Source organism: Acidithrix ferrooxidans (assembly GCF_000949295.1).
Classification (GTDB): domain Bacteria; phylum Actinomycetota; class Acidimicrobiia; order Acidimicrobiales; family Acidimicrobiaceae; genus Acidithrix; species Acidithrix ferrooxidans.
Genome location: NZ_JXYS01000007.1, coordinates 21,053 through 42,101, shown reverse-complemented (window position 1 = coordinate 42,101; position 21,049 = coordinate 21,053). Strand labels below are relative to the sequence as shown.

Annotated in this window: 15 protein-coding genes; 4 read left to right on the top strand and 11 right to left on the bottom strand. The window is 47.0% G+C overall.

Annotation, left to right across the window (positions count from 1 at the left end; genetic code table 11):
- Positions 1-14 precede the first annotated feature (14 nt).
- From AXFE_RS01730 to AXFE_RS01710, 5 genes are all read right to left on the bottom strand, one after another.
- Positions 15-812: a DeoR/GlpR family DNA-binding transcription regulator gene (locus AXFE_RS01730; protein WP_052604172.1), complete on the bottom strand. Its 798-nt coding sequence runs from the start codon at positions 810-812 to the stop codon at positions 15-17.
- Between the two features lie 97 nt (positions 813-909).
- Positions 910-2,931: a beta-galactosidase gene (locus AXFE_RS01725; protein WP_052604171.1), complete on the bottom strand. Its 2,022-nt coding sequence runs from the start codon at positions 2,929-2,931 to the stop codon at positions 910-912.
- Positions 2,928-3,806, bottom strand: coding sequence for a carbohydrate ABC transporter permease (locus tag AXFE_RS01720; RefSeq protein WP_052604170.1), 879 nt, complete (start codon positions 3,804-3,806; stop codon positions 2,928-2,930). The genes AXFE_RS01725 and AXFE_RS01720 overlap by 4 nt, the downstream gene beginning before the upstream one ends.
- Positions 3,803-4,771, bottom strand: coding sequence for a carbohydrate ABC transporter permease (locus tag AXFE_RS01715; RefSeq protein ID WP_200891156.1), 969 nt, complete (start codon positions 4,769-4,771; stop codon positions 3,803-3,805). The genes AXFE_RS01720 and AXFE_RS01715 overlap by 4 nt, the downstream gene beginning before the upstream one ends.
- A 120-nt stretch (positions 4,772-4,891) precedes the next feature.
- Positions 4,892-6,241: an ABC transporter substrate-binding protein gene (locus AXFE_RS01710; RefSeq protein WP_052604169.1), complete on the bottom strand. Its 1,350-nt coding sequence runs from the start codon at positions 6,239-6,241 to the stop codon at positions 4,892-4,894.
- Between the two features lie 471 nt (positions 6,242-6,712).
- Between AXFE_RS01710 and AXFE_RS01705 the strand changes: the two genes are divergently transcribed.
- The 4 genes from AXFE_RS01705 to AXFE_RS01680 all read left to right on the top strand — a co-directional run bounded on the left by AXFE_RS01705 (position 6,713) and on the right by AXFE_RS01680 (position 12,395).
- Complete coding sequence (locus tag AXFE_RS01705; RefSeq protein WP_052604168.1) at positions 6,713-8,095, top strand: glycoside hydrolase family 36 protein; 1,383 nt, start codon at positions 6,713-6,715, stop codon at positions 8,093-8,095.
- A 118-nt stretch (positions 8,096-8,213) separates the two neighbouring features.
- Positions 8,214-9,146: an aldose 1-epimerase family protein gene (locus AXFE_RS01700; protein ID WP_082058392.1), complete on the top strand. Its 933-nt coding sequence runs from the start codon at positions 8,214-8,216 to the stop codon at positions 9,144-9,146.
- Between the two features lie 370 nt (positions 9,147-9,516).
- A complete protein-coding gene (galE, locus tag AXFE_RS01690) occupies positions 9,517-10,470 on the top strand; it encodes a UDP-glucose 4-epimerase GalE (RefSeq protein ID WP_052604165.1) in 954 nt (317 codons plus the stop codon).
- A gap of 746 nt (positions 10,471-11,216) precedes the next feature.
- Positions 11,217-12,395, top strand: a complete 1,179-nt coding sequence (locus AXFE_RS01680) for an ABC transporter ATP-binding protein (protein WP_052604163.1) — start codon at positions 11,217-11,219, stop codon at positions 12,393-12,395.
- Between the two features lie 276 nt (positions 12,396-12,671).
- Here AXFE_RS01680 and AXFE_RS01675 read toward each other — a convergent pair whose 3' ends face one another.
- The 6 genes from AXFE_RS01675 to AXFE_RS01650 all read right to left on the bottom strand — a co-directional run bounded on the left by AXFE_RS01675 (position 12,672) and on the right by AXFE_RS01650 (position 20,740).
- Positions 12,672-13,826 (bottom strand): acyl-CoA dehydrogenase family protein, encoded by a 1,155-nt coding sequence (locus AXFE_RS01675; RefSeq protein WP_052604162.1) that lies wholly within the window; start codon positions 13,824-13,826, stop codon positions 12,672-12,674.
- 122 nt (positions 13,827-13,948) lie between these two features.
- Entirely contained in the window at positions 13,949-14,746 is a 798-nt protein-coding gene (locus AXFE_RS01670) for an enoyl-CoA hydratase/isomerase family protein (RefSeq protein ID WP_052604161.1), read from the bottom strand.
- Between the two features lie 715 nt (positions 14,747-15,461).
- Complete coding sequence (locus tag AXFE_RS01665) at positions 15,462-16,652, bottom strand: glycosyltransferase family 4 protein (protein ID WP_052604160.1); 1,191 nt, start codon at positions 16,650-16,652, stop codon at positions 15,462-15,464.
- A gap of 3 nt (positions 16,653-16,655) precedes the next feature.
- Positions 16,656-17,840, bottom strand: coding sequence for a glycosyltransferase family 4 protein (locus tag AXFE_RS01660; RefSeq protein ID WP_052604159.1), 1,185 nt, complete (start codon positions 17,838-17,840; stop codon positions 16,656-16,658).
- Between the two features lie 155 nt (positions 17,841-17,995).
- Positions 17,996-19,141: a hypothetical protein gene (locus AXFE_RS01655; RefSeq protein WP_052604158.1), complete on the bottom strand. Its 1,146-nt coding sequence runs from the start codon at positions 19,139-19,141 to the stop codon at positions 17,996-17,998.
- A 393-nt stretch (positions 19,142-19,534) separates the two neighbouring features.
- Complete coding sequence (locus AXFE_RS01650; RefSeq protein ID WP_200891155.1) at positions 19,535-20,740, bottom strand: acyl-CoA dehydrogenase family protein; 1,206 nt, start codon at positions 20,738-20,740, stop codon at positions 19,535-19,537.
- Positions 20,741-21,049: the final 309 nt, after the last annotated feature.

Below are 21,049 nucleotides of genomic sequence, written 5' to 3'. Positions count from 1 at the left end.
GATCACCTAGTTTTCTATACATACCCAACTCCATCGAGGCCATGGACAACGGGGGCGATAATTAATTCACCAACCGTATCGCTCAGGCTACGACGGCCCTCTTGACATATACCGTCGTCAGTAACTAGTATGTCAGCAGCCGAAAACGGAGCTATCCGGGTCATACCGATTGTCCTCCATTTAGTATGATCAGCAAGCACAACTACCCGACGAGCGCTACGGATAAGGGTTCGATTGGTTTGAGCCTCAGCCAAATTAGGTGTTGTAAAACCAGCATCCGGGTCCATCCCGTGAACCCCTAGAAACAACACATCCACATACAGAGATTCAATAGCCAGATCCGCTACCAAGCCAACCAGCGCTCCCGAAGGAGTCGGTATTCCACCTGTGAGTATCAGCGGGAGAGAAGGGTGTTTCGCATGGAGCTCTACCCCTAGGCTCAAAGAATTCGTAACGACTGTTACTTGAGGCACCAATGGAAGTAGTCTCGCTAACGCCCAAGTAGTAGTTCCACCAGAAATCGCGACTGAGGATCCGGGCGCTACCAACTTGACCGCCTCACCCGCTATGGCCATCTTCTCGTCGGCGCATTGAGAGATCTTTGCCTCGAAACCGGGCTCCTCGGCACTCTTGCCCACAGCAATAGCACCGCCGTGCACCTTGGTCAGGACACCCGACTCCTGAAGCACTTCAAGATCACGTCGAACGGTCATCTCCGAAACATCCAAGAGACCTGCCAACTCAACAACTCTAACCGAACCACGATTTCGCAACTCTTCGAAGATGCGCGACCGGCGCTGACTTGCTATCACCCTGAAACTACCCTCCCTCGTATGTCCGAAAAAATTAGATTTACCATTCATCGTTATACCAGCAAAACTCAATCCTGCTCAGGGTAGATCAAAATCTCTATTCCCTAATTAACCGATAGAGAACATAAACGTCGTATTGCTCAAGGCTGAGCTCACCGCTAACTTCGCATTTGGTAAGCACGTCAATCCAGTCTCCCTCCAGCGAAAGATTCGTCTTCAACCCATGGTTAATGATAAAGACGAGATTGCCTCGATTTACAATCTCTACATCTTCGCTGGATGGCCTAATGGCTATTTCTTCATGACCACTTAGGGCATCTGTCAAAACCAATCCCCATGTATCTGGATCCAAGGAAGTTGACACATAGTATGCCTTCCCTGAACCAAATGCATTCTTTGTAATTGCCGGCATGCCCTCAAGTCGACCACTTCCAAAGCTGACTAGCACCTCGGCGCCAACAAGATTAATCGAATCGCTCCATTGCTGACCACTTCCGCCATGCAATTGAAGAAACTCGCCCTTTAGGCTCACCGATTCACCGATAGCCAAGGGCGAAAATTCCTCAATCTCTATACCTAGAAGCTCTCGCCACAATCCGGGGTAGCCTCCCAAATAAACATGGTCATTCTCATCTACGATTCCAGAAAAGTATGTAACAACGCCTACTCCGCCATTTTGAACATACTCGACGAAAGCGCAGCTAGCGTCCTCTTTGACCAAATACAAATTAGCAGCCACAACGACCTTGTACCTTGAGAGATCAGAGCCTGGGTGAACAAAATCGACTACCCGACCGGCCCGAGCGAACGATCTATAAAGGTCCAAAATCCCAAGTGGGTAAGACAACTTCGTACTCGGATGCGAATCGAGTTCTATCGCCCACCAATTATCCCAGTCAAATAAAATAGCAACATCGACAAGAGTTTGAGATGATCCAAGGCTGCCAAGCGCCTTTAAATCATTTCCGAGGCGAACGGTCTCACGCCATACACGGGAATTGCGACCCGAATGCGGAACCATCGCACTATGAAATTTCTCAGCACCCGCCTTAGCAGCTCTCCACTGAAAATACATAACTCCATTGGCCCCACGAGCTATAGATGACATACTCAAAGCTCGATTTTGTCCAGGAGCCTTTGGTGCATTGATCTCACGCCAGTTCACCGCGCTAGGAGCTTGCTCCATAAGAATCCACGGACGCCCTTGACCTACCGATCTAGTCAAATCACCAACGGCGCCCGAGATTAAAGAACTCGTTGGACTAGCTGGATCAGGATAATTGTCAACAGCACAGAAATCTAGAGCCTCTGCCCATTTGAACTGGTCTACCCCTTTGAAGAATCCCATGAAGTTCGTTGTAACGGGGATCTGCGGTGTAACCTCACGCAAAATAGCGCGCTCCTCCAAGAGGCAATCCAAGAGAGAGTCCGAACTAAATCGCGCGTAGTCCAACTGCTGGGTAGGGTTTGAAAAGGTAGGAGCAATCCTTGGAGGGGTTACTTGGTTCCAATCGGTATAGATCTGGCTCCAAAAAGTCGTGCCCCATGCGAAATTCAGACCAGCGATATCGACATATCGCTTCACAAGCCACTCTCTAAAGGCTACCTCACAGACATCGCAGTAGCATGAGGTCACATGGCAACCGTATTCGTTGTTGATATGCCACATCTCTAGCGCACTATGGCTACCATACCTTTGCGCTAGCGCATGGACCAACTCCGCCGCCGCATCACGGTATGGTCTAGAATTGGGACAATACGACTGACGCGAACCAAAACTCAAAGTCCGCCCCGAAAAATCCCTTGGGAGGATTTCAGGGTGTGCATGGACTAACCATGGCGGCGGGGACGCTGTAGCAGTCGCCAAATCCACCATAATTCCGTTTGAACTTAAGAGTTCAAAGATCTCATCCATCCACCCAAAATCGAACTTCCCAGGAGCACTCTGAAGGCGCGACCAGGAGAATACCCCTAAAGTTACCAGATTTACTCCGGCCTCAACCATCATCTCGACGTCTTGTTGCCAAACATCTCGCGACCACTGCTCTGGATTGTAATCGCCACCAAAGTAGAGGGGACGTCCCAAGGGAAGAGAAAGCCTCTCGCTATAGACCGTCAAAGCTTCACACTCCCCGCAGTAAGCCCAGATCGCCAAAAGCGCTGCAGTGATAGAAATGCTATTACCAGGGGGATCACCGAGATCAACGAACCCAAAACCACATAGCTTATCAACTGAGGAGCCTGGCCGTATTGGTTGTCCCAGCTATAGAGCCCCAATGTTACTGGGTATAGCTTCTGATTGGAGAGCATCACAAGTGGCAAAAAGAAGTTATTCCAAATAGCAACAAATTGAAAGAGAAAGATCGTTACAAGCGCAGGCGACATAATTCGAAATGCAATAGTTCGAAAGATCTTAAATTCGCTCGCTCCATCTATTCTTCCGGCTTCAATAAGTTCATTAGGGATAGCTGCTCCGGCATAGACTCTTGCCAAAAATACTCCAAATGGAGAGACAAAGGCTGGAATCAAGACGGACCAGTAAGTATTGGTCAGATGCACCTTCGCAAGCAAGAGATACAGCGGCAAAGCCAATGCGGTACCTGGCACCAACACTCCTCCCAAAATTATGGAAAAGATCAGCTCTTTACCTTTAAAGTTGTATTTAGAGAGGCCATACCCGGCAAGCGCAGAGATCAGCGTTGCGACCGCCGCACCGATTCCAGCATATAAAACGGTATTAATTATCCATTGTAGATAGATCCCACCATTGTAACTAAACAGACCGCTCAAGTTGGAGAACAGCTTGAAGCCACTAATCCAAAGACCTTGCGAGGCATATAGCTGAGTAGGCCCCTTGGTCGATGAAATTACCAGCCAATAAGCGGGAAGCAAAAAGTAGGTAGCCATCACAAACATAAAGGCCATTGCCAAAATTGAACTCTTGCGAAAAGGCGCCCTCTGGCGCTCAGGTGCAATTGGTGGAGCGATACTCATACTTCAACCTCACTTAGAGCTCGACGCTGAACCAATTTCAAAAATCCAAACGAGAGGATGAATGTTCCGACCGCCAAAACTACAGCAGCTGCGGCCGCGAAATTTGGATTATTCTCGACGAAGGCTTTTGTATAAGCCAGAAGGTTTGGAGTAAATGAAGAACTGATGTTAGTCGTAACAGACCTTAGAACCTGAGGCTCACTAAAGAGCTGAAGGGTTCCAATGATTGAAAATACTGCGGTAAGAACCAGGGAAGAGACGACCAGCGGAATCTTTATCCTAAAGGCCACCTGGATTTCGCTCGCTCCATCTATGCGCGCAGCCTCATATAAGCTCTGAGGAATCGCTTGAAGACCGGCATAGATAATGAGCATATTGTAACCGGTATACTCCCAAGTTACGATATTTGCAATCGACCACAAGACAGAGTGAATTCCAAGAAAATTGATCGACCCAAAGCCAACACCTTTCAATATTGAAACAATTGGGCTCAATCCAGGTAGGTAAAGAAAAGACCAAAGAATTGCCGCTATTACTCCAGGAATTCCGTATGGCAAGAAAAAGACCAGCCGAAAGAACCTCTTTAGATAGACAGATGCCGAATCTAACAGCAGTGCCAAGGTCGTGGCCAAGATGAGCATTATGGGAACCTGTACGATCCCAAACTCTAAAACGCGTCCAACCCCGGAGATAAAGGAGGCGTTTGCAAGAACTTTTGCGTAGTTGGCTAATCCGGCGAATTGAGTAGTTGTGGAATTGGGACCTATCCCAAGGCCCGAAACCTTTATTTGCAGCAAGCTCTCATAGATTGCATACCCAATTGGCAGCAGAAAGAAGATAGCAAATAGAAGTAAAAAGGGACTCATAAATGCCAGAGGGGCCCCCATCTTCGAAGATTTATCTTTTATGCGACGTCGCTGAGGGACATCTGCTTGTCCCTTTGGCGGAGCAGAACTTAAAACCACCCTAGAGCTAACTCCTTAACTTGTCCAAAGGCTACCAAAGTTTCCACAGATTAGGTTGTGGGTGGTTCACAGCGCCTAAAAGTGAACTACCACAACCTAATCCGATCCTTTTGGTACTTCCTAACCGGTGATAACCGAGAAGCCTTGCTGCTTCATGGATGTTACTGTAGATGCCTGAGCAGATGAGACCGCAGATCCGATAGTACCGGTTCCAGTCGTCGCCTTAGCAAAGGCATCATTCAACTGAGTAAAGGTCGTGCTCATCAATGGTCCCCAGAGGAAGTTGGTGTTTACGATCGCAGATCCAGCCTTGAATACTTTCCAGATATTTTGACCACCATAGAATGCAACGGGCGAATTATCAGCAGGCAGGGACTGTCCAGCGATATCAGCTGGATAAAGGCCACCCGTTGTGATCATATTGTTAAGACTTCCGCTGTTTGTATTTAGCCACTCAGCGAACTGTGCCGCTTGTGCTGGATACTTTGTTCCCTTGAAGACTGCGGTAGTTGAGCCACCCCAGTTACCATTGCTAGGAGTGGAGGTCCAGTTTGGCATTGGAGCAACTCGCCAATCTCCTGAAGTCGTTGAAGCGTTGGTGGCGATGGTATTTTGACCCCATACTGCAGTTGGCCAAGTCAAAATTGTGCCATCTGACAAGTCCTTATACCAGCCAGTTGCAAAGTCCGGCTCAACTTTGACAAGATGATCCGCAACCATAGTCTGCCACAATTTCGCCACTTGTAGAGTTGCCGGGTCTGCCATATTTACAACCCATGAATTACCCTTAGTGGAAAACCACTTCGCGCCCGCTTGCCACGCAAGTGCCGAGAACCATGCTGAATCCGATGCCGGGAAGGCCGCGATATAGGCATTTGGATTGGCGGCGTGAAGCTTCTGAGCATCAGCGAGATATTGAGCCCATGTAGTTGGAACCGTCAAACCGTATTTTGTGAAGAGATCTGCACGATAGAAAAGACCCATAGGACCGGTATCTTGAGGAATAGCATAGACCGCAGACCCCTGGCTTACCTGATTCCAGGTCCATGGCACAAACTTGCTCTTGTAAGATGCTGCACCATAGTTTGCAAGATTTACCAAGCCACCTACGTGCTCAAAGTTGGGAATAACCGGATATTCAACCTGACCAAGATCTGGTGCAGTACCAGCTTGCAAGGCACTAAACATCTTGGCATAGGTTCCAGCTGCGCCTGAAGTAACTTCGTCTAGTTTGACTTGAATATTTGGATGCGATTTGTTCCAAAGATTGACCGACGTTTGAAGGCCAGGTACCCAAGACCAAAAGGTCAGGTGAACCACGCCTGCTTGGGTCGTCGCTGGAGCCGCAGTGGTGGAACTGCTAGCCGTCGTCGAGCCACAAGCTGCCGCCAATGTAGCCACAGAGAGCGAAAGGGCTACTCCTTTTCCGCTCTTAGTAAGGAATCGCTTGATTGAGCTCTTGTAGCTCATGGTGTTGTCCCCCTTGTATTTTTCCCGTTACCCAAACATTGTTTCGAGCAACGGACCCCACGGAAGCTCTTGCTTCCAAACAAAAACTAACATATCCGAAACATCAATGCAACATCAAGTTAACAAAAAATCTCATTTATCGCAAAATTATTGCCAATGAGCAGCAAAAAATTTAAAATATTTTCTTATCGCTGCCTAAAAGATCTCAAGCAACCAACGCAAATAGCGATATATCCCCACGCCCCCCTAGTCAATAGTCGCCATAGAATCGAGATACCCCACAATAGAAATACATATGTAGTCTTTTTTCGATATTTTTTATTGTAAAATGCCTGATTTTCATTCTAACTATCAGGCAATACACAGCAAAAGTTGACCAGCATATAAGATTTTTAAAATCTAACAAAAACTACCATAATAAGTGGAACAACTGTTATATTTGGCCCAGCAGCATAGGGAGTTCTAGATCACATGGTTTCTTTGCACTTTGACGAGATTGCCGATATCGAAATCGACCCCGACCGTGCCTTAGTTTACGAACTCGGTTGGCAATCCTGGAGTCCATCGGGGTCATATTCTTTCAAGTCAACATCACCGCGACCGCTCAAAAAAATATGGCAAGCGATGGCATATCGCCCTGAATTCGTTGACCCCTCAAATTGCTTTCAAAGCGACGGGGTGCTTATTGTCAACCCTGGAGATGGAAGGCCGATCGTTAGCTTCGGCGTGGCAGACATACAGGGTCAAATCCCCCACATATTAGCAACGCCCAAAGGTAATAAACACCTGGTCATTTCATCCAATCTACCAATTGAAGCTCGAAGTTGGCCAAGCGCCGTAACGATCGAAGATGCCCTTAGCGGGTGGGCTGAATTGATTCTTTCAAAGATGGAACTCCAACCGCTAAAGGCAATTGCACCCGCATGGTGTTCATGGTATTGCTACTGGTTCAACGTCACACAAAACGACATCGTCGGAGCGCTAGGCGACATCACCAGGGCACAACTACCCATAACCACAATTCAAATCGACGATGGGTGGCAAGAAGCAATAGGTGACTGGACCATATCAAAACGCTTTGGCGATCTAAAAAGCACTATAGCCACGATCAAGGAGGCCGGCAAAGAATCCGGCATTTGGCTCGCGCCATTTTTGGTCGGGGCCAACTCCCAGTTGGCCGAAAAAAACCCGAGTTGGATTCTAGGGGGCGCTGATGCAGGCTTCAACTGGAACCAGTCGCTATTAGCCCTTGACACGACTGCAAACGGCGCGATGGACTACCTTCTAGAGACCTTCACGATGTTAAAGGAGTTAGGTGTCACCTACTTTAAACTTGACTTCCTCTATGCCGGCGCTATGGAAGGTAACCGCAATCGAGATATCCCTAGTGAAGTTGCATATCGTCAAGCAATGGCTTCCATAAGGGAATGTGTCGGTGATGAAGCCACCATAGTCGGTTGTGGCGCACCAATACTCTCGAGCGTCGGGTTGGTAGACGCCATGAGGATCTCGCCCGATATCTCTCCGCTATGGGACCCACCCGAACAAGACCTAAGCCAACCCGGATCTCGCGCGGCGATTCTCAACAGCCGGGCTCGCCGAGCACTACATGGTAGATTCTGGGTAAACGACCCGGACTGCCTTCTTTTGCGGCCCTCAATCGAAAATCGAGAATTGATAGCTGATGCCGTCGCCTCCACCAACGGATTACGCACCTTTTCTGACCCAATATCGTCATTGGACGAATGGGCTATCGCCAAGGTGCGCGAGTTGATTACTCCAGCAGAGACGGCTCCAGCGGTTCCATCTCCTCGAGTTGCTTCAGTTCAATATATTTCACAACAAGTCCAATAAGCACCAATATTTCGCCCCAGCACTTCACATGCGAGAATTGAATCTTTGAAATAGCTTTGAGACTAACAAATTATGCTAATTGAGTGCGATCGCCCTGGCTAAAAAGACAAGGAACACCATGACTAAAATGCGTCCACCATCAGGCAATCAAGCCACGATATCATTCGGTGATCAAAAGGTCACAACCACTTCGGTCGGAGGTGGCCTTAGAAGATATACAAAAGATGAGACTGAGGTAGTCGAGGGCTTCGAAGAAAACTCGATAGCAGACAGTACACGAGGCCAAACCATGATCCCATGGCCAAATCGGATCCGTGGGGCGCGCTATCATTGGGCCGGCAAAGCCTACCAGCTCGACTTGAGTGAGGCACGAAATAACAATGCGATCCACGGCCTCACCCGTTGGCAAAACTTCGAATTAGTTCGTTCAACCCAAGAATCGGTTACATACGAGTTATTCCTGCCTCCAACGACATCGTGGCCATTCATGTTGCTATGTCAAATCAGATACGACATAGGAGAAGCTGGCCTTAGAGTAGAAACGACAATCAAAAATATAGGCGACACCCCGGCGCCACTAGCCACCGGAGCACATCCATATATATCATTATTTGGTGAAAAAATCGACCAATTGAAGCTACAAAGCCCTGCACACTCCTACTTTGAAAAGGACGATCAGGCGATTCCAATCGCAAAGAAAGAGGTGGAAGATACCATCTATGACTTCAGGAAAAATAAAAAGATCGCATCGGTGGCCTTGGACCACACCTTTAGCGATATTGATCGCGACAAAGATGGGTTAGCAAGGATTACTCTTTCAAACGATACTGACTCCAAGACAACACTTTGGATGGACGAGTCCTACCAATATCTGCAACTCTACAGTGGCGACACCCTGCCTGATGCAAAGAGACGCCGCCACTCAATAGCGATTGAACCAATGAGCGCACCACCGGATGCCTTTAACTCCGGCGTAGATTTGATAAAACTTGAACCAGAAGAGACCAAGAGTTTCACATGGGGCATTGAACCCAATCTCATAAAGAGCTGAGCCTAAAAGGAGTTCTTCGTTACTTATGAGTAAACGTCCGAAATGCCTCGGGCCAAAGATTCAAACCAGCCTCATGACAGTCGACAAGCACCAGCTCCTAATTGAGCTCCCAAGATCAATCAAGAGCTGGTGCTTAGCTGTTTCGGCTTGCCTATTGAGGAGCGGAAATCTACTATCCAACCTTTCAAAAACTCCTAAGATAAGCGTTGCTGGCTAGCATTGCCCACGCGAAGATATCCTTAGCGCCCAAGTGCCAGTCTCAAGCACCAGTAACACCCATAATTCAACCTCTAGATCAATAAATTATGGGCGTCGAAACAATTCCAATTGGCACATCGGGCCAAGCTAATTCAAAACGAGGTACTAAAAGATGAAAATTCTGGTTACTGGCGGAGCCGGTTATATCGGAAGCGTAATGGCTCGCTACTTCCTTGACCAAGGTGACACTGTCACTGTCTTAGACAACCTATCACGTGGTTATTTAGATGCAGTGCCTCAAGGTGCTATCTTTGTACAGGGTGAAATATCCGATTTGCCTAAATATTTTACCGAAACCAACCAATTCGACGCCGTAGTTCACATGGCTGCTCACTCTAGGGTTGAAGAGTCGGTCTCTAATCCCGAACTCTATTGGCACAACAATGTGATCGGAACAATCAAGTTACTAGATGGAATGCGAAAATTAGAGATTCCAAAATTAGTCTTTGCATCCACAGCTGCGGTATATGGCAGGGCAGGCCAGAGCCCAATCACCGAGGATACCCCTCCCAATCCGCTCAACACCTACGGTATGACAAAACTTACTATGGACATGGCTATCGCCTCCGAGGCCCAAGCTCACGGATTAAGTGCAGCTAGCTTGCGTTTCTTTAATGTAACTGGTGCTTATCGTGGTGCCGGTGAGAGGCATAACCCAGAGACCCACCTGATACCAACGGCCCTTAAATCAATAGTCGAAGGAAGGGTTATCAAAATCTTTGGGTCGGACTATCCAACCCCAGACGGCACCTGCATTAGGGACTACATTCACGTCGTCGACTTGGCACTTGCCGCCAAACTGGCACTAGAGAAGATGAAAAGCTCGAACCATAACATCTTCAACCTAGGCAATGGTGATGGATTCTCCAATCTCGAGGTCATCGATGCAATAAAAAATGTGACAGGAAAGACTCCAAAGGTTGAGTTTGCACCTCGTCGCCAGGGCGATGCACCGAGCCTTGTCGCCTCAAGCAAAAAAATAAGACAAGAGCTCGGATGGGTTCCCACTAAGCCCGACCTAGAGGAGATGATCTTAGATCTTTGGAACTTCGAAAACCGTCACTAAAAGAGTATTGCCGATGGCAAAATAAACGATTTTGATTCCATTTTCGCCTTACCTAAATTTTCGACCCAAGAGGCGAATGCAACTTCGAAAAAATCACCCAGGCACGCAATTGAAGCTCCCTTTGATCTAACCCTATTGCGCTGTTCGTGAACCCGCCGAAAGTTGGCCGCTCAACTTCGAAGAGGACCTTCGAAGGGCATTTGACTTGAATAGCCCAGCTTTAACTAGCGATTCAAACGCCATGAAACAATGTCGCCAGCTTATGGTCTATCTTCTCGCCTCAATCATTCTGGCCAATCTCCTAAAAAAGGCTGATCTTGGCCAGAATGACTCCCCTAGGAGAAAATCGCACGATTCGGAAATCAACTCTTTCGGGAGGTATTTTTGACTCGGAGTGGGGTTGCTATGCCTTATTTAGCATTAAGTGCGGAGCTTTAAATCCAAAACAGCTAAAGATCTACTTTTGCAATTGTCTCCTAGAGCTTTGTAACACTAGACACTCGACCATCTCGACCACATTAACGTATCAACTTTAAGAGATTGTTCTTGGGGGCTTTCAGTCGCCTTGAAGATGAGCCACCCATATAACGTAAAAACTTTCCAAAACTTCGCCCATGCACGCTCAAAATGTGATAAATTTAAAGGATGAGATGGCTGGATCCATATTTTCCACGCAGCCCTACTTCATTTCAAGCGCCTTAAACCTATGTAAAGATATCTAACCATGCACATGGAAGGGGAAGGCCTTGGCCAACGTAACTCTCGATCGGCTCTCAAAAACGTACGCAAACGGATATGTTGCCGTCCGCGAGCTCAATCTCGAGGTGTCTGATGGTGAATTTCTAATTCTTGTTGGACCCTCTGGCTGCGGTAAGACCACAGCACTACGAATGGTCGCAGGACTTGAGACGATAACTTCGGGCGAATTAAGGGTAGGTGGCAAGCGAGTCAACGAAACATCACCCAAAGAGCGCAACATTGCGATGGTCTTTCAGAACTACGCGCTATATCCCCATATGACCGTAGCCGAAAACATCGGCTTTGCGCTCAAACTTCAAAAGCTCTCCAAGGACCAGATAGAGGCGAAAGTCAAAGAAGCAGCCGCCAAGTTGAGTCTGACAGAGTATCTAGATCGAAAGCCCGCTCAACTCTCAGGGGGTCAACGCCAAAGAGTTGCAATGGGACGAGCCCTTGTCAGAGATCCTGCAGTCTTCCTAATGGATGAGCCCCTATCGAATCTGGATGCAAAATTGCGGGTTCAGATGAGAGCAGAGGTCTCTAGAATACAACGTGCCCTTGGTACTGCTACTATCTATGTAACCCACGACCAGGTGGAAGCAATGACAATGGGCGACAGGGTTGCTGTTATGAACGGCGGCATCCTCCAGCAGATTGATACGCCTTCTGCCCTATACAACTCTCCAAAAAACTTATTTGTAGCTGCTTTTATCGGCTCACCATCCATGAACCTCTACCACGCAACTATCGCAGGAGACCTAACAAACCTGACGATTGGATCACAGAAGCTAGCACTTTCTCCTGGCCTTTTGAAGAAACATTCCACGTTGACGGAGTACCGCGATCGTAAAGTAATAGTTGGAATCCGCCCGGAGGATCTCGCGCTGAATTCGAGTAGTCAAGAAGCAACCAACCGCCTTCGGGTCAAAGTTGACATATCTGAAGTTCTCGGCTCGGAGATACTCGCCCACTTTCAGATAGAGGCGACATCCGTCAAGGTGGAGGGCGAGACCCCAGAAGAAGATAAATTAGATGAAATTCAACTCGACAACCCGGGCAATAAATACGCTCGAGGAGTCGCTCGGCTTTCACCCGACTTGGACGTTACTGCGGGAAGCTATATCGACCTTACCGTCAATATAGAAAAACTCCACTTCTTTGACCCAGATTCAGGGGATGCAATCTAGCCGCACGGCCACTTGGTGTTGGAAATGTCAATTCCAACACCAAGTGGCCATAGGCCGGCCACGACATAGGCCGGCCACGAAAAAATATCTCGATCAACACCAAGTTACAGCATCAATCATTTAGATTGCCATAGATCTCCCTTGATATCCGCATTTTGCACCCAACTGCGTTAAAATGCGAAAAAATGCTGTTGCCCATGAATTGCAACCTAATTCTTGCTCGCGACTTAAAGGGCATTTTTGAACATGGGTGAGTAATGCCATGGCGAACCAGTCTCAAAGTCCGAGATCTTTAGCAATGATCTCTTTCATAATCTCAGAAGTACCGCCGTAGATTGTCTGAACTCGGGCATCTACATATGCGCGGGCTACTGGAAATTCACGCATATAACCATATCCACCAAACAACTGAACCGCTCGATCGACGACTCGCAGTTGCATCTCAGTAGTCCAAAGCTTCACCTTGGCTGCTCTACCTGGGGACAGCGCGCCCCTCAAATGGCTAAATAAACAATCTTCAACATAGGTCCTACCAACGTCAATATCAGTGGCAAGCTCAGCTAACGTAAACTTCGAACTCTGAAAGCTGCCTATGGCTTGTCCAAATGCAAAACGTTCCTTGGTATAAGCGAGCGTCAAATCAAAAACGCCTTCGGCTGCTCCCACGGCTCCAAGGGCGAGAGAAAGCCGCTCTTGTGGCAGATTCCGCACCAAATAATAAAATCCCCTATTGACCTCTCCGAGTAAATTCTTAGCGGGCACTCGTGCATCCACAAAAGAGAGCTCGCTGGTATCTTGGGAATGAAGTCCTATCTTGTCCAAATTCCTACCGCGAAAAAAACCCGGCGTGGCTGATTCAACGACCAAAAGCGAAAGCCCTCTATGTGGATCCGGCGACGTTCGTACAGCCACGACTATCAAATCAGCATTTTGACCATTGGAGATAAAGGTCTTTGCACCATTTAGGATAAAGTAGTCCCCGTCCCTATGAGCGCTAGTCGAAATTCCCGACAAATCACTACCTGTGTTGGGTTCCGTCATTGCTATTGCTATCACCGACTCACCAGCCACGATAGATGGCAGCCACCGCTCCTTTTGTTCATCATTGGTTAGATCTGTAAAATATGGTAGGACGACATCATTTTGAAGGCTCAAAGCGAGTGCAACCCCGGCATAACCTCCATTTGAAAGGCCACGATTCAAGATTGCGTTGTAGCGAAAGTCATTGACTCCCGCGCCACCATACTCCTCTCCGACACCAAAAGCCAATAAACCCTGCCGGCCTGCCTCCAAAAAGAGAGTTCGGTCGATTATACCTTGCTGCTCCCATCTTTGATAGTGCGGCTCAACACTTCGAGCTATAAATACCTCAACGATCTCACCAAACGCCTCGTGCTCAGCGTCATAGTCGACATTTGAATTATTCTTCATTTCAATCCTCTAAATCCAATCATGGGAATGACAATTGCGATCGAAGCTGTTCAGTTCCTTTTAGGTTTCGACCCTTTGGTAGCAACCCTAGCTTTGATAGGAGCCTTCATAAAAGCTTTTAACTATATAGATGAAGGAAATGATGGAGCGCGCTTTTCGCGCAACGCCGCCACACCTTCTACGACATCCGGACCCATAAAGGTCAACATCTCATATGCAGCAGAGGTATCAAAGATCTGACCCGCATTACGCAACCATCCATTTATTGCTTTCTTGGTCAACCTAATCGCATCTTGCGAGCCCTTAGCCAACCCATCGGCGACGCGTAACGCCTCATCTAGGACCTCTTGTTTTGGAAGCGCTTTGGAGACCATTCCAATCCTCTCCGCCTCCTCACCCGTGATCATCTCTCCTGTAAGAAGGTAGTAACGCGCTCTTGCTATCCCTCCAAGCAATGGCCACAAAATTGATGCATGATCTCCCGCCGCCACGCCGAGCTTCACGTGTCCATCACCTATCTTGGCATCTAGAGCACAGATTGAGATATCAGCCAAGAGTGCAACCACTGCACCGGCACCGACTGCCACTCCATTTATGGCCGATATTATGGGCTTCTCGCAGTTGATTATGTTGTAAACCATATCGCTCATCTCACGCAACATGTGATTTACTCTCTCATAGTTACCGGCCATATTCAAGACCATATCCAGATCGCCTCCGGCGCTAAAAGCCTTTCCCGATCCAGTAATAACTGCAACTTTTGTTAAATGATCCTCAGAAACATCCCGCCATATTCGCGCTAGCTCACCGTGGCCAATTTCATTAGTAGCGTTAAATTTCTCAGGTCTATTTATAGTTATTAACAGTACTCCATTTTCTTTTCGTTCGAATAAAAGATACTCATACTTCGAAAAATACATAAAACCTCAACCTTACTTTAGAACTCTATAGTTGTCTGCGAGATGAACATCGCTAACCCATAATTAATAGAACACTTAGAACCAGAGATAGATATCATCGATGGAGGTCTTAAACCATATCTGCAATTGAACTTCGATCATAGGTATCTCCGCAAATAAATAATCCAACGGGTAAGATAGCATAAAGTCATCGTTGCGACCAGTCCAAAAGAAATATCCAAACCATTGATTCGACAAAACGGGTCAAACTGGACGAAAAAGAATCTAAAATCAGGATCGAATCCAAGACAAAGGTCTTCCTTCAGTAAGATTCCAAACAGTCATGGAAACAATTACAGCCTTAAAAATATGCATCATTAATCGATCTTTTTATCAAAAATAGCGTCATATTTAAAATCCACCGAACGGCAATCAGAAAAACTAAAGGCAAAAATCATGCAATCATATCTGCGATGTCCATAGATGGGCCTGACGCCAACAAACTTTAAATTGACAACTTCACCCAAAATGACAGCACTAATTATGATTTTCCAACCTAATTAATTAGTCCATCCTCATCAAGGAGTGTGTAAAACGACAGAAACTAACCCAGAAAAAACATGACAATTTCGCAAAAGAGTAGTTGTCCGCGATTCTCTTTGAATAAGCAACTTTAGTAATAATCAATAGATCATAAAGGATCGATCTACATTATCTTAAATATTTAAATATCTAATCATACCCTTGCGACCGAACGCAAAAAATCCAAGTACCGCTTAGCGAGGACGTCCCAGGAGAAGTTTTGCCGTATATAACGCTTGCCATTTTTCGCCAAGAGGTCGCGATATTTTCTATTCTCCAACAAAACATGAAGAGATTCCTCGAATGTCCCATAATCCTCAAAAGACAATGCACCCCTTGAAGAACGAGCCAGTTCGTAAGTTGCAGCACAATCCCTATTGACAATTACAGCCTTGGATGCATTCCAAGCTTCAAGAAGGACAATACCAAATGACTCATATGCTGATGGAGATATCACAATCGTGGCCTTTTCCAACAGCTCCGCCTTGTCCGCTTCCGAAACCTCTCCCAAGTATCTCACATCCACAAATTCCGGACCGGCCTCTGAAATCGCACCCGCGAACACAAGTTGCACTCCACTTCGGTTGCGAACCTTGTATTCATGAAAGAGTCTTGCCAGAAGCACCGATCCCTTTTTCGCTTCCACGCGCCCCAAACAAAGGATGAACTCCTTCCCGTTCAATCCAGACCGCTCACACACATTACCCCTGAGACCTTCATAAGTCCGAAAACCCATGCCAAGATCGATACTCTTCTTGGAGGCGACTCCAAATCGCCGCTCGACGATGGCGCGCTCGGCATAAGTATGATAAACAAGACCCTGAACCTTAGCGAATACATCTCTGTAGATAGCTAGATCTATAATCGGCTCATCGTGAGCTGCAGGATGAAGGACGCTGGGTACTGGACAACTGAGTACTCCCTGTACCGTTGTATGGTAGAGGTAGGGATAAAAAACTACAACATCAGAGTCACAGGTTGCTATCGACTCAATAAGTTGATTTGATACTGGCCCTTGCCAATTGATCAAATCCAATGATTCTTGTCGGCTAAAAGACTTAGGCGCTGACAGCATCCTTCGCGAAATATATTCAAAGTCGCTTCTACGGCCAGCATCGATGGAGAATCGTTCAATGGAGACATTGTTTAGCAACGACGATCCCGGGGGAAGGTTATTCGACCAATCAAGATGAGATAAAGCCGTGGTAGTAAGGACATTTACCTCTAGCTCTTCGCGTGTTGCCAAGGCTTCAGCCAACATCCGAGCCGCATTTTCTGCTCCGCCAAATACTTCTTTGCCATAACGTGGAACTACAAAAGTTACTCTAAACTTCGACGAATGCATCGATCAATCTCTACTCGAGTTGACCAATGGTTGCGAGCCTAAAATACCATTGGAGCCTTTATCGGCTATGAGCGAAGATGGTCTTGAAAAATCTCCTAGCCCATCAAGACCACATTCCGAAAGTAACTTCTCTAAAACTTTATCCAAGATAGCTACAGTCTCAGAAGGAGCAAGCTCCATAAGGCGACTTCGACCAAGTTCAGCCATCGCGCTCGAAAGAGAATATGAGTTGGTGATCTCATGCGCCCAAGAAGCAACTACTATCGGATCCCGAGTATCTAGGACAATGCCACCCTTGCCCACAGTCTCTGGAACCGCCGCCTTACCATAAGCTAGAACTGGCAATCCATGAAACATTGCCTCCACGAGCGGCATGCCAAACCCCTCGTGTTCAGAAGCAGATATAAACAAATCCGCCATTGCATAAAAGCTCGCTAGCTCTTTAGGTGATACACCAAGGACAAAGTTTACCCTTTTGTCTAGCCCCAATTCGACGGCGAGGCGATAGAGAGAGTCCAAATAGGCTGGATATGTTGGACGACCGACAATGTGCAGCATCGCATTGTCACCATAGATTTCTCTATGTGCACCAAGAGCCATTATTAGGTGTTCTTGTGCCTTATTGGGAACGATTCTTCCCACAAATAACCAATTAGAAAAACCCCTCTGATTGATATCCCAAAGCATCCGCTCAACTGCTGGGTCTCGTTCACCCATAAAATCAGAGGTGTCAAAGATTATAGGAACCTGTTCTACATTTGCGTATCCGCATTCAATCATATCGTTGCCATTGAAGCGGGAAGGAGCAATTCCCATTGTCGATCTTCGAGCGAGCAAAGAGAGCTCTGCGCGAGCTTGCTCCTGCCCAACCGCCCCAAGGAGATCGTAAGGCGCAAAATAGGAGGCGGGAGTCAAATTTTGATATAGAACCACAACCCTATTGGGCAGCGAATCCAAAAATATAGGAATCGGTGAAGAAGTAGCTAGGTGATAGATGAGTATATCTTGGGGATCCATCACCTTCAGATAGTCGCTATAGAAATAACCTTCCTCACCTGAAAAATTTTCAACGAGATAGATCCTAGAGTCAATGCCAACTTCCCGAATACGTCGTGTGATCGCTAACGCATTGTTAGAGGTGCCATCGCCCCGCGATAGAACTGGTATAAATTGATGAATTCCCGCCACTACTGGGTCCTACAATCCAAAATCATCTGCCAACTAAAACTTATTAATAATTGCCAGGAAGCAATCAAAAGCTAACTAGCTCCTTATAAAAACAACGGAACCAAAATCCATAGGGTAAGTAAAACACTACGCACCTTACGCTGGCGAGACGCAAACTAATTATCGGGCTTGTTCTCTTTGATACCAAAATCCGCCAACGAAGATAAAGGCGAGACTTTAGTATTATTCGCAATCACTAAATAGCCACAGCCATCCTTTGCTTCCACGACCTTCACGTGAGAAAACCCGAGTTTGGTCAAGATCGAGGTCCAAGTCGAACTAGAAAATGGGCGACCGATAGACAGATCAAACTCCATATGGTTCTCGACTTTGGAAAAGTGCTCCATCGTTGAACTCACGAGAATCAATTTGGACCCTTGATTTAACACTCTTTTCGCTCCAAAAAGCAAAGCGGTCTTTTCTTGAATTGATCCCCTATCTACAATTCCGCTTACCACCAACCCATCAAGAGATGAATTGCCGACTGCCAAGAGGTGCTCAAGGATGCTACTTTGGCGAACATCATAAGAAGCCAACTCGCCTAGATCCAAGAACTCCGTCCTAGTCTCGATCCCATAAAAATCCTTCTTCTCAGAGGCAAGTGCCTCAAGCACTTGCGCTCTTCCAAATTCGGCTACCAGGATTCGACCATTGACGTTTGTGAGTTCGCCCACAATCTCATCAACCAATGACGCATGTAAGACCAATGATGCGGTTACTCCGACGATATCGAGCTTGGGCGATTCAATGGTAACGGCCTTTTCCTCTAACGCAGTCAAACGATGATCGACTACCGTCAAAAGCCGCATTAAATTCGATGTAAAATTATTGAATTGTTGTGCCATGTAATTGAGGTACCAGGCCATTGCCATACGTAATACCTTTTTTACATAGGAAACTCCCGGCTTAGACGATCCAGTGGGCACATCTACATCCATGTAGGCAACACGATCGGTGATAAGAAGTATCTTTTCGAAGTCCGCTTTAGAGTGCCCACTTCCAATTGGCTTTAGCGACTCATAGTAGCCATTTACGCGAGCCAAAAGAGAAGGTGGATATGCGCCAGAGGCTCTAAGGGTTTTTACGCGGGAATCGATCTTAGCCTGCATCTCCTCCACGAATGCGAGCGCCTCGGCCGTTTCGGTGCTTTCATTTGTAATCGCTACAGCTTCCGCGAGATATCCCTGCACCCTCTCGCTGGAAAACTCTGGATCAACTTTGCTGGTCTCGTTATCTTGAGATCGTGGTTCTGCCTTGCCCAAAACGATTTCCCACCTTATCCGCCTAAACATTTGCTCATTAAAAGCATATGTAGGAAGTTTAGTTGAAGCGCCACCAGAACAATTGGCCCTACTTGTCTTCTCCTGGATAAAGGGGCACAAAACCAGAATCAAGTAAGACTATGACTTGGTTAGAAGGTTCAAAGACGCCACCTTGTGAGATCATAAAATTTACCCAAAATCTGTTATCTTTCCAAAGCTGAACTATCAGGAACTTTTATTACAAAAGGCTTCAACTGAGAAAGCCGCCGATTCATAACGAGAAACGCGCTAAGGGACAATAATCTACGCCCAACGCTGACCTCGCCGAATCATTACGGCTTAGTCAACGTTGGGCGCATTATCAAGGCAACCAGATATCAAAAGCTAGGGATACTATTCGTGTTTTCTAAGCTCTCGGCGGGCGATAGTCATGCGATGCACCTCGTCTGGACCATCGGCCAGCCTCAATGTCCTTTGACCGGCGTACATCCTTGCCAACGGAGTATCTTCGCTAACGCCAGCGCCCCCGTAAACTTGAATAGCACGGTCAATCACCCTAAGAGCAACATTAGGTGCGACCACTTTGATCTCAGAGACTTCGGTTCGCGCCCCTTTATTTCCAACGGTATCCATCAGCCAAGCTGCATACAATGTCAAAAGCCTAGCTTGGTCAATCTCTATTCTAGAATCCGCAATCCAAGTCTGAATTGTGCCTTGCTCTGCCAAAGTTTTACCAAAGGCCACTCTGCTTCGTGCTCGCTTGCACATAAGTGCTAAGGCTCTCTCTGCGGCACCTATGGAACGCATCGTGTGATGGATGCGCCCTGGTCCTAAACGAGCTTGAGCAATTGCGAAACCGCTACCCTCTTCTCCAAGAAGATTCGATATTGGAACCCGGACGTTGTCGTAGTGAATCTCTCCGTGGCCCTCCCTGTCGGTATAGCCAAATACTGTCAGGTCTCTGATCAACTTAACCCCAGGGGTATCCAGAGGTACCAAAATCATAGATTGCTGCTGATAAGGAGAGGCCTTGGGATCGGTCTTACCCATAACTATTGCCACTTTACAACGCGACGATGAGGCTCCAGAAGACCACCACTTGCGCCCATTTATAACGTATTCGTCACCATCTCGGGTAATCGAACATTCGATATTGGAAGCATCACTCGAGGCTACCGCTGGTTCGGTCATAGAAAAACACGATCGGATCTCGCCATGAAGCAGTGGCCTCAACCACTCTTCCTTCTGTTCCTCTGTTCCAAACATTGTGAGGATTTCCATATTCCCCGTGTCTGGAGCGGCACAATTGATCGCTTCTGGTGCCAAATGGCTACGCCCTGAAATCTCCGCAAGTGGCGCATAGTCGAGATTAGAGAGTCCCTCGGTCCATTCAGTCTTGTGTGGCAAAAACAAGTTCCACAGACCTCGCGAGCGAGCTTGGCTCTTCAAATCTTCAATTATCGGAGGATAAAAATGAGGATCACCAGAGCTTCTCATTTGCTCCTCGTACACCTCTTCAGCTGGGTATACAGCTTCGTCCATGAAGGCCAAAAGACGATTTTGTAGGTCCTTTGCCTTCGGGCTATATTCAAAATCCATAGTCATTACCCCGGATATATCAGTCTCTTACAGATCGAAGCATACAACCAACACAAAGGTTCGTTTGGGTAAATCTGAATTCGATCAAATTAGTTAGGAGATCTCAAGAAGAAAAGTTACAGAGAAAGATTACATAACCATGACATCCCTGTATCAAAGGCAAAATCACTAGTGCGTAATTCAGAATCAAGCGCGTAATCAAAAAACTGCCGACCCCAAATCAAGACAAGGCAAATTTAATCCAAAAAAAACGGCCAACTCCTCTAGGCTGTGCCAATGTTCGATCGTAGGAAGAAAGAGCTAGCGCCA